This is a genomic window from Streptomyces sp. N35 (assembly GCF_016464295.1).
In the GTDB taxonomy this organism is placed as follows: Bacteria; Actinomycetota; Actinomycetes; order Streptomycetales; family Streptomycetaceae; genus Streptomyces.
In genome coordinates, this window is the sequence record NZ_JAEIMH010000156.1 from 1 (window position 1) to 9,781 (window position 9,781).

General features: G+C 66.7%; 6 protein-coding genes and 3 pseudogenes. 6 read left to right on the forward strand and 3 right to left on the reverse strand.

The window, feature by feature from the left end; genetic code table 11:
* Nucleotides 1–269 precede the first annotated feature (269 nt).
* The gene (locus JAO81_RS40840; protein ID WP_199553079.1) at nucleotides 270–578 is read left to right on the forward strand and encodes a hypothetical protein; all 309 of its coding nucleotides are present in this window, start codon (nucleotides 270–272) and stop codon (nucleotides 576–578) included.
* Between the two features lie 135 nt (nucleotides 579–713).
* On the opposite strand, the gene JAO81_RS40845 is transcribed toward JAO81_RS40840, so the two are convergent.
* Both JAO81_RS40845 and JAO81_RS43220 read right to left on the reverse strand, forming a co-directional pair.
* The gene (locus JAO81_RS40845) at nucleotides 714–2,237 is read right to left on the reverse strand and encodes an MFS transporter (RefSeq protein WP_307814217.1); all 1,524 of its coding nucleotides are present in this window, start codon (nucleotides 2,235–2,237) and stop codon (nucleotides 714–716) included.
* A gap of 122 nt (nucleotides 2,238–2,359) precedes the next feature.
* A pseudogene (locus JAO81_RS43220) lies at nucleotides 2,360–2,452 on the reverse strand (AAA family ATPase); the annotation flags it as partial.
* 352 nt (nucleotides 2,453–2,804) lie between these two features.
* Here JAO81_RS43220 and JAO81_RS40850 point away from each other — a divergent pair.
* The 3 genes and pseudogenes from JAO81_RS40850 to JAO81_RS43225 form a co-directional block, all read left to right on the forward strand.
* Entirely contained in the window at nucleotides 2,805–3,809 is a 1,005-nt protein-coding gene (locus tag JAO81_RS40850) for a TIGR03885 family FMN-dependent LLM class oxidoreductase (RefSeq protein WP_199553081.1), read from the forward strand.
* The gene (locus JAO81_RS40855; protein ID WP_199553082.1) at nucleotides 3,800–5,500 is read left to right on the forward strand and encodes an alpha-amylase family protein; all 1,701 of its coding nucleotides are present in this window, start codon (nucleotides 3,800–3,802) and stop codon (nucleotides 5,498–5,500) included. Before JAO81_RS40850 ends, JAO81_RS40855 begins: the two co-directional genes overlap by 10 nt.
* A gap of 189 nt (nucleotides 5,501–5,689) precedes the next feature.
* A pseudogene (locus tag JAO81_RS43225) lies at nucleotides 5,690–5,785 on the forward strand (ATPase); the annotation flags it as partial.
* A gap of 92 nt (nucleotides 5,786–5,877) precedes the next feature.
* Here JAO81_RS43225 and JAO81_RS43230 read toward each other — a convergent pair.
* Nucleotides 5,878–6,081, reverse strand: coding sequence for a hypothetical protein (locus JAO81_RS43230; RefSeq protein WP_233416626.1), 204 nt, complete (start codon nucleotides 6,079–6,081; stop codon nucleotides 5,878–5,880).
* A 542-nt stretch (nucleotides 6,082–6,623) separates the two neighbouring features.
* Between JAO81_RS43230 and JAO81_RS40865 the strand changes: the two genes are divergently transcribed.
* Nucleotides 6,624–7,169: a S1 RNA-binding domain-containing protein gene (locus JAO81_RS40865; protein WP_199553084.1), complete on the forward strand. Its 546-nt coding sequence runs from the start codon at nucleotides 6,624–6,626 to the stop codon at nucleotides 7,167–7,169.
* Between the two features lie 1,877 nt (nucleotides 7,170–9,046).
* Nucleotides 9,047–9,616 (forward strand): annotated as a pseudogene (locus tag JAO81_RS40870) (transcriptional regulator).
* The last annotated feature ends 165 nt before the right edge of the window (nucleotides 9,617–9,781 follow it).

Genomic DNA, 9,781 nt, shown 5'->3' on the forward strand with positions numbered 1-9,781 from the left:
CGGCAAGGGGGGAGAAGGCGACGGGGGCGTCGAGTCATCTGTTGCCACAAGGTGTTGAGGTGTTGCCACAAGGTGTTGAGGCGTTGGTTGATGCTGCCGGTGCCACGGCCGGCCGGGACTGACCTCGGGGCCATTCTGGTGTCCGGCTGTGGCCTTGACTGTTGCCCGGGTGGCTGAGGGAATCGCATCAGGCGAACGGTGTGCCGGTGGGCGAGTTGCTGTGCCGGCTGTAGGGCCGTGAGGACATACGGGAGTGAAGGGGGCGCCGCATGAGGCTCGCGGCCGAGAAGGGCGACATCACCACGATCATCGGCGGCATTGCCCCTGACTGGGGCCCGTTCGGCACCCTCGGATCCGAGGCCAAGACCATGATCCAAGTGGTGATGGCGCTGGCCATCCTGATCTGTCTGGCCATCGCTATCTGGGGCGCGGCGAAGCAACGGATCGGTGCTACCGCCCTGCGGGACACCTTCAGCGCCGAGCAGGGCAAGGGCCTGATTGTGGCCGGCCTTACTGGCGTGTTCATCATCGGCTCGCTCGGCACCGTGTTCACCATCGTCTACGGCATGGCCGTCTGACTTCCGTATCGGCCTTCTGACTTCAGTATCGGAACAGGCTCCGGCCGGCCAACAGTCGGCAGCGCCATGGCTATGAGGGTCTGATCGGGAGTCGTTTGACGGTGTGTTCGGGAGTCGTTGAGGGCTTTCCCGTGCTCAGTCGCGGTGGTTTTTGATGTCGTCTTCGAGTCGTTGTCCGCGCAGCATGAACCAGATGGTGGCTGCGGTGGCGAACAGTACGGTGGCCGCGAGTGCGGCTGCGGTTTCGAAGCCGTGGGTGAAGGCGTCCTGCGCCGTCTTGAGGAGGGCTTGCGCCTGCGCGTGGGGCAGGTGTGCGGCTGCTTCGACGGCTGCGCCGAGAGAGTCGCGGGCGGCGGATGCGGCATCGGCCGGGATGCCGGCGGGCATGGTGAAGTCCAGGTAGATGGTGGTGACGACGGATCCGAACAGGGCGATGCCCAGTGCCTCGCCGAGCGTGAAGGAGGTCTCGGACACGGCTGCGGCGGCGCTCGCTTGTTCTTTGGGGGCGGCGGTGAGGATGACGTCCGCGGTCACGGTGAAGGCCAGCCCGCCGCCGGCTCCGGCGCAGAACAGGGCCAGGCACAGCCACGCGGTGGGTGTGGCGGCGTGCAGGAAGGTGCAGGCGGTCAGGGCGAGTCCGACCATGGTCAGCCCCGCGCCCACCGCGGCGCGTACCGGGATGCGGCGGGCGATGCGGCCCGCGAGCAGTCCGGTGATGATGGTGCCGACGGCGGCGGGCAGGGCCATGAAGCCGGCGTTCAACGGCGAGCGCATCTGCACCAGTTGCAGGAACTGCGGGAGGAAGAACAGCAGTCCGGCCAGGCCCATGGTGGCCAGCCCGTTCGCCAGGACCGAGCCGAGGACACCGCGTGCGCGAAACAGGCGCAGGTCCAGCAGCGGGGAGGCGAGCGTGTACTGCCGGCGGACGAACCAGCCCAGGCACACCGCACCCACCACTGCCGCCGCCGCGACGTGCGGGCCGTACCCGTACACCAGTTGTTCCTTCACGGCGTAGACCACGCAGATGATGCCGATCAAGGACACCGCCACGCTGAGCAGGTCCCACGGGCCCGGGTTCGGATCCCGCGACTCGGGCAGCACCTTGGTGCCGACGATCACCAGAATCGCTGTCACCGGCAGGTTGATCAAAAAGACCGAGCCCCACCAGAAGTGCTCAAGCAGCAGACCGCCCACCAGAGGGCCTGCGGCGTTGCCCGCCGAGGCGGCGGCTCCCCACACGCCCAGCGCGAAGCTGCGCTCGCGCGGGTCGTGGAAGATGTTCCGCAGCAGCCCCAAGGTGAGCGGCATCAGCGTCGCCCCGGCCACTCCCAGCAGCGCCCGAGCCGCGATCATCATCTCCGCACTGGTGGCATACGCGTTCAGGAGCGAGACCAGGCCGAACAGGGAGGCACCGATGAGCAGCAGCTTCTTGCGGCCGATCCGGTCGCTGAGACTGCCCATCGACACCAGCAGTCCGGCCATGACCAGCGGATAGATGTCACCGATCCACACCAGCTGCGTACCGGACGCCTCAAGATCCTCGGCGAGGAAGGGCGCCGCCAAACCCAGCACCGTCGCATCGACCGTCACCAGCAGCACACCGAGGACCAGGACACCCAGCGCCAGCCAGCGCCCCTTCACATGTGGACTGTCCGTCACCACCAAAGGTGATCACACATCTGCCGGTGAGCAGCCGATATGCCAGCTCGGTCCCTGCCTCGTGTCCACGCCCGGGAATGCACGCCGTGCGGCAGCTTCGTTCTGACGCAGGTAGCGGCTCCTCAGCCTGCCTCGGCCCGGGCTTTGGTGTGGGCCAGGCGGTAGGAGTCGATGCAGGTCTCGATGATCGAGCCGTTGAACGTCAAACGGTCGACACAAAGCCCCCGGCCCCGGCGCTCAGGGCCGACCCGGCGGGCGGCGCGCGGTACGGACGGCTCGGGCTGGGGTGGGCTTGTCGGGGCCGCTTTTGGGTGGCGTCCTTCGAGGGCACCTCCCGAACCCCCCCCGAGCCCTCAGCCTTCCTGAGCCCTCAGCCTTCCTGAGCCCTCAGCCTTCCCGAGCCCTCAGCCTCCTGAGCCCTCAGCCTTCCCGAGCCGCCAGCCTCCCCAAGCCTCTCGTGCCCCTTCAACCCCGCCCCGCACAGAGTGCGGCGCACCAGTCGAGGCGGCGCCAACACCCCTGGGCACGGCACCCGTTGAGGGACCACCTGAGGGGTAGTCGGCTGCCATGACTGTCTACGGATTACACGCCTCGCACGAGCAGGTTCCGCCCGCGGATCTGCTCGCTGCCGTGGTGCGCGCGGAGCAGGCGGGTTTCACAGCCGCCATGTGCTCGGACCACTTCTCGCCGTGGAGCGTGCGGCAGGGGGAGTCCGGCTTCGCCTGGTCCTGGCTCGGAGCCGCTCTCCAGGCCACCGCCCAGGTGCCGTTCGGTGTGGTGAACGCGCCCGGCCAGCGCTACCACCCCGCCGTCGTCGCCCAGGCGATCGCCACCCTCGCGGCCATGTACCCGGGCCGGTTCTGGACCGCGCTGGGCACCGGAGAGGCCTCCAACGAACACATCACCGGCGCGGGGTGGCCCCGCAAGGACATCCGCTCCGCGCGGCTCCTCGAGTGCGTGGAGATCATCCGGGCGCTGCTACGGGGCGAGGAGGTCAGCCACGACGGGCTGGTGAGCGTGGACCGGGCCCGGCTGTGGACGCTGCCGCCCGAAGAACCGCCCCTGATAGGCGCCGCGTGCAGCACCACCACCGCGGCCTGGTGCGCGCAGTGGGCAGACGGACTGATCACGGTCAACGCCCCGCGCGAACGCCTGCGCGAGATCATCGGCGCCTACCGGGACGCGGGCGGCCGCGGGCCCCTGAACCTCCAGGTGCACCTGAGCTGGGCACCCGACGAGGCCGAGGCGCTCGCCCTCGCGCACGACCAGTGGCGCACCAACGTGCACGCCCCGCCGGCCAGTTGGGACCTCGACTCCGCCCAGCTGTTCGACATCGTCAGCGAACACGTCACCCCCGAGCAGGTCGCGCGCACGGTCGATGTCTCCAGCGACCTCGCCTGGCACGCCGCCCGGCTCCAGGAGTACGCCGACTTGGGCTTCGACGCGGTGATGCTGCACCACGTGGGCCGTGAACAGGCCGCGTTCATCGACGCGTTCGGCGCCGAGGTACTGCCGCAACTGGACATGAGTCGCCCGATCCCCGCCACGGCCAAGGAGTACCGATGCGTCTGACCCGCACATCCGACCTGTGGTGGAAGAACGCGGTGGTGTACTGCCTGGACGTCGAGACCTACCAGGACGGCAACGGCGACGGCATCGGAGACTTCCCCGGACTCACCCAGCGCATCGACCACCTGGTGCGCCTCGGCGTGACCTGCGTATGGCTGATGCCCTTCTACCCCACGCGCGAACGCGACGACGGCTACGACATCACCGACTTCTACGGCGTGGACGAGCGCCTGGGCACCCTCGGCGACTTCACCGAGTTCGTCCGCACCGCACGCGACCGCGGCATCCGCGTGATCGCCGACCTCGTCGTCAACCACACCTCCGAGCACCACCCCTGGTTCAAGGACGCCCGCTCGAGCCGCCACTCCGCCCACCGCGACTGGTACGTGTGGAAGGACGAGCCCCCCAACGACGGCCCCAAGGGCGTGGTCTTCCCCGACGCGGAGGACAGCCTGTGGGAGTACGACCAGGGCAGCGGCCAGTACTACCTGCACCGCTTCTACAAACAGCAGCCCGACCTCAACGTCGCCCACCCCGAGGTCCGTGACGAGATCACCCGCATCATGGGCTTCTGGACCCAGCTCGGCCTGTCCGGCTTCCGGGTCGACGCCGTGCCCTTCCTGCTGGAGACCGACGGACAGACCGACGCGAAACAACTGCCCGACCCACACGAGTACCTCGCCGACCTGCGCGCCTTCCTCGGCCGCCGCAACGGCGAATCGGTCCTGCTCGGCGAGGTCAACCTGCCCTACAACGACACCACCCGCTTCTTCGGCGACCCCTCCTCGGACCGCGGCGACGAACTCACCATGTGCTTCGACTTCATCGCGATGCAGCAGATGTACCTCTCGATGGCACGCCACGACGCCAGGCCGCTGGCCACCGCACTGCGCGAGCGCCCCGAACCACCCCGCGACGCCCACTGGGCCACGTTCGTACGCAACCACGACGAACTCACCCTCGACAAACTCAGCGACAACGAACGCGCCGAAGTGTTCGCGGCCTTCGGCCCGGACAAGGACATGCAGCTCTACGACCGCGGGCTGCGCCGCCGCCTCCCGCCCATGGTCGACGGCGACCGCCGCCGTATCGAACTGGCCTACAGCCTGCTGTTCACCCTGCCGGGCACCCCCGTGCTCTTCTACGGCGAAGAACTCGGCATGGGCGAGAACCTGGCCGCACACGGCCGCCAGGCCGTACGCACCCCCATGCAGTGGACCCCGCAGAAGGCCGCCGGGTTCTCCACCGCCGAGCCGGACACCTTCCCCAACCCGCTGGTCGACGGCGCGTTCGGCCCCCAGAACATCAACGTCTACACACAGAGCCGCGACGCCGCCTCCCTACTGAGCCGCATGCGCCTGTTCATCGACCGCTACCGGGAGACCCCCGAACTGGCCTGGGGCAACCATCGTGTCCTCACCACCGGCCAGGACGCCGTGCTGGCACACATCTGCCGCGCCGGTGACGCCGCCGTACTGGCCGTACACAACTTCGCCAACCAGCCCCACACCATACGACTGGACCTGGCCGAGACCGCCCCCGGCGCACAGTTGACCGACCTACTCGACGAACAACACACCGCTCTCCAGGCAGCCGAGGACGGCCTGTTCCCCATCGACCTGCCCCCATACGGCTACCGGTGGCTACGCATGGACACCCCGGCGGACGCCCCCGAAACCACCACATCCAACTGACAGCCCCACGACCATCGGCCCCGAGCCATAACCCGGCGCCGCCCCACCCGGGCGCCGCCATACCCAGGTGCCTCCCCACCCGGATATGCCAGCGCCCGGCCAGCTCTGCTACCGGCCCTGCTCCACGACCTGATCAATCGGCCACCTCAGCTTCGACCCACCCCACGGCAAACCCGTCGACAAGCGGACCTCACCTCCAACGGCACCATCATCGAAACCGGCACAGCCTCCTACCGCCTGGCCAGCACCCGAGCCCGCGCCGAGCAGGAAGCCAAGGCCGGCTGATCCTTGCCCTACCAACCTCGACGGTCTGCCGCCCGAGGCCGGCAGACCGTCCTTACCGAACCGAACCGAGCCGTTCCGTCCGGAACGCCCACTCAATCCGCCGTCCGTGAAACGGCCGCTTCGATGCCTGACGCCCGCAGCTTCCGGGCCAGGAACTCCATCTCGGGCATGGTCCCCGCGTACTGCCCGGTCAGGACCTGCTCCAGCACGGCCCGGACGCCGCCCAGGCCGACGCCGAGTTCCGCCCGCAGCACCCGCATCACGGCGGCCTTCCCCGTCGACGGGGCTATCAGCAACCTTGCCCGTCCGTGCTCGCAGAGCAGCCGGCCCCGCAACTCCTCCGGCAGGTCACTGCCACAGACAGCCAGGGCAAACCCACAAGCCTGACACGTCGACTCAACATCCCACCGCAGCGCCTCACCCACCAGCGCCTGAACACCGCACCACTCTGCCTCGGCACCGCATCCCTGGCACACAGCGGAGTACCTGACGGACTCGACCAAGATCGACTTTTCCATAGTCCCACCCCTCAACAGGAGAGGTCAGACGGCAGGCGGCGAACGCCTTTCCGGGACGCCGACACCCCCTGACACCCAAGCCACCTGCCAGGCCACGCTGGTCCATACGATCCCGGCGCCCAACGGCCCTGAGGGGAGGGCGCCATGACCTGACGCCATCTCCTGATGGACATCGACCATCAGCGATGGACACCGACTGGAAGTGGCGACGCCCGTGTACTGCTCCGGGCCAGCCAACGCAGCCTGCCGGACCTTGATCGGCAATGAGTCTTGGCCCCGCCTGCCGGGGATTCGATCTCTTTCGCCTAGGAGGTCTGGGGGTGACAGTCTTGGCGGCTCAGAAAGAGGTGGGAATGACGGAGGCGTCCAGAGAGCAGGTTCGCCGGGCGCTGCTGGAGGAGTTGGAGGAGGGCCAGGTCTGCAGAGGCGTCGTTTCCGCGGTCGAGGGGTTCGGTGCGTTCGTCGACATCGGGGGTCTGGACGGCCTGGTGAACGTGGCCGAGCTGACCTGGGCCCACTTCGAGGCCGTGTCGGACGTCGTGGAGATCGGCCAGGAGGTGACCGTTGTCGTCCTGGGTGTCGACCTGGACCGGGAGCAGTGTGCACTGTCCCTCAAGGCCCTCCATCCAGACCCATTTCCAGAGTTCGCTCGCACCCAGCTCGGTCGTGTCGTCACAGGTCGCGTGGAGAAGCTGGTGAGCATCGGAGCGTTCGTCCGCATCAATGAGTACCGCGCGGGCCTGGTCCCGATGCATGACCTCGAAGCCCGTACTGCTGGCGCCCTGCAGGTTGGCGACGAGGTCACGGTGGAGGTCGCCGCCATCAACCTATGGAAGCGTCGGATTCTGCTGTCCCTGCGCCCATGAGCTCCGCATCTGTTCAGGTCAGAGTGCCGCCGAAGCCGCCTGCCGAGCACGAACGTGAGACAGACGGCAAAGAGTTGGCACCCGTCTCAATGATGTTGCCGCCGAAGGTGACTCTGTCCACGATACTGATCAGCTACCGCATCACCCACCTACTGATCCTGCGCGCCCACCTACTGCCCCAGAGTCGCGGCGCGGGCCGGCCTTGCTGGCTCCACCTACTGCACCTCGACTGCACGTCCTGCGAGAACTACGGGCCCGAAGAGCTGACATCGACGTAGCCGGCCCCCGGCTCTGGTGCGGGCCAGACCTCGATACGGAGCACAGCCACCACCTGAGAGCTCACGTCGCAATCCATGCGTGCGTCGCCTGGTCGGTCGGGGGTAGTGCGGGACATACGGATGCGAGTCCAGCCGGGCGGCCACTCGAAGGTGGTCTTGCCCGGGACCCCGTTCCTGCAGCCCCCAACTGTCAGACGCCCTCGCGATGCGTAGAGCGTCGCCTCAGCTACATGGTCGCACTGTGCGCTGTCGTCGCCCTCCTCTCGTGGCAGAACGACGACGATGACGGCCACACTGCCGTTCTCGGACGCGCCGACCCCCGGAGCGTCGCACGCGACGGCGAGGTACTCAGCCAGGTCCTGGCCCATCGATGGGCCAGGACCTCCGTCTGAATCCGCGTCGTATGCGAAGACTTGAACGGAGCCGGCACCAAGGCGAAACTCTCTCGCTGTCGTCAGCTTGGCAACCAACCATGTGCCGCTGCCAGCCAGCCCGGGAGGGGGTGGTGGAGGCGGTGGCGCCAAATGGACCGTCCACTCTCGAGGGCGTGAGCCGGTGCCGTGCACCGTCGGGCTCCTGCGCCCTGCACACCTTGAGCGCCGCTCCGGATTCGAGCGAGCCCCAGCAGACAACCACAGCACTCCCGGGAGCACGATGACCGTATGGATGGCGCCGGCGATCCACAGGTCCAGAACCACCAACAAGGCCAGCCCGGCTGCTAGCGTGCCGCCGGCGAGGAGAGCTCCCCGGCGCGCTGCTGCCCTGTACGTCTTGGGACCGCTCGATCCGAAGTCGTACCCCTGGAACACGGTACGCACAAGCAGCCACCCGACGAGCACGGCGTCGGCAGGCAGCAGCGCCCAGGCAATGCCGATGTCCACCCACAGCCACACGCCTGTCATCGTCTCGCTGCCGCACTCGGGTGCCATAAGTACCCGTACTCATCACTCAACTACCGGCACTGTCGGGGCACGGGCGCAATTTCCCAGCTCGGTGCAAGTGAACGTCCTCGCCTGTATGAGCGGTCGACTGAATGGTCGTCTATGCCCAGAGCCTAGGGGCGGTGCGTCAGAAGGCCTGGGATTTAACCCGTTTGCAGACATCTCTTGAAGATCGGATCGTGGGGTTCGAGGAGGAGGTCTCCAATGGCTGCACGCCGGTATTCGGAGGAGCTCAAGCGGGACGCGGTCGAGCCGGCGACATCCACCGGCTGGTCGATCAACTCAGTAGCCTGAATTTGGCTGCATAGTCCGCAGATGTCCACCTCGCCGACCAGGTTCGCGTGCACGCACACCGACACCAGCGCACCCTCACGGCCCTAACTGCTGCACCGGGAGAGAACGCCCCATGCACTGACAGCTAGTAACGAGTAGGCCTGACACGGCGGAAGAGACCAAGGTCATGTCTGCGACCACCTGACACACTCCTTATTCATTGCTAGAGCAAATCTGAGCAAGGCGGTTGATCCGTCCAGCAGCGTCTACACACGCGAAATCATCAGAACACCCATTCTCGGATGGCCCTAAAAGGCAATAAAATCATGCCAGTTGGGATAGCATGGGAGAAAAGTAGAATACGACAGAGATGGGGGTGGATTGAATGCCGGACAGGACACATGAGTTCGGGAAGCACGGTGCTCGCGGCGTCAAAGGCAGTGATGCTATCGCACGACAGTTGAACCAGCTCGCCAGTTTCATCGCCACCCCGATCCTTCAACGGCGCGGCCTGATGGCACGGTTGAACTATCTGACCAGGACTCCGCATGCCCGCTAGGCGGCACGTGAGGCCGGCCTGACCGTCACCGAACGCACCCTGAAAGCCTGGCAGCTAGGACGCCGAAAGCCCTCCAGAGCGAACCTGGAGAAGATCGAGGCGGCCTATCGCACGGTGCGTCGGCAGAACGTGGCCCGCTACCTCCTGCAACGCCTCAACAGCCGGGGCGGGACTCGAGTAGAGATCCACCCGTTCAACCAGTCTCAGGTCGACCGCAGGTTCCAACGTGTGCTGGAGTACCGCACTCTGAACATTCGTCAGTGGGACACCATCATCCGCGCTTGGGCCGCCAACGACATCGGCGCCCTGGACGACGCCTGGGTGGATTCGATTGTGGACCTCGGCTCCCAATGGAGACAGTACGAGTATGTATCATCCATCGGATTCGCAGCGTAACGACAGACTCATTAAATCCTTTACCGCACAACAAAATTGACGAACTGTCACAGACAGGGGAGCCCCACCCCTCTCGCTGCGCCTCAGTGAAATCTGCGGAGCAGATTTCACTGAGGAATTCGCGGAGCGAATTCCTCAGGCCGAATCGCGGAGCGATTCGAGCCA

Coding starts and splice junctions, on each gene's coding strand:
- JAO81_RS40850 (WP_199553081.1), top strand. CDS start 2,805: ATGACTGTCTACGGATTACACGCCTCGCACGAGCAGGTTCCGCCCGCG.
- JAO81_RS40840 (WP_199553079.1), top strand. CDS start 270: ATGAGGCTCGCGGCCGAGAAGGGCGACATCACCACGATCATCGGCGGC.
- JAO81_RS40855 (WP_199553082.1), top strand. CDS start 3,800: ATGCGTCTGACCCGCACATCCGACCTGTGGTGGAAGAACGCGGTGGTG.